Genomic DNA, 231 nt, shown 5'->3' on the forward strand with positions numbered 1-231 from the left:
CCGGATGTCGATTTCCTCCTTGTCGGCAACCTCCCGCGCGTTCCCCATGGGCCGTACGTTAAAGCCGATGATAAATGCGTCGGAAGCGGAGGCGAGCAGCACGTCCGATTCGGTAATCGCGCCCACGCCCTTGTGGATGATGTTGACCTGGATCTCGTCCGTAGACAATTTCTGGAAAGAATCCGACAGGGCTTCCACCGATCCGTCCACATCCCCTTTGAGGATGATGTT

Annotated in this window: 1 protein-coding gene; it reads right to left on the reverse strand. The window is 56.7% G+C overall.

Annotated features, from left to right (window positions below):
- Window positions 1–231 (reverse strand): hypothetical protein (locus tag ACRHNM_RS18420; protein WP_431138075.1); only part of this gene is annotated, 231 nt, incomplete at both ends.

It is taken from the genome of Psychroserpens mesophilus, from assembly GCF_050617655.1.
In the GTDB taxonomy this organism is placed as follows: Bacteria; Bacteroidota; Bacteroidia; order Flavobacteriales; family Flavobacteriaceae; genus Psychroserpens; species Psychroserpens mesophilus_A.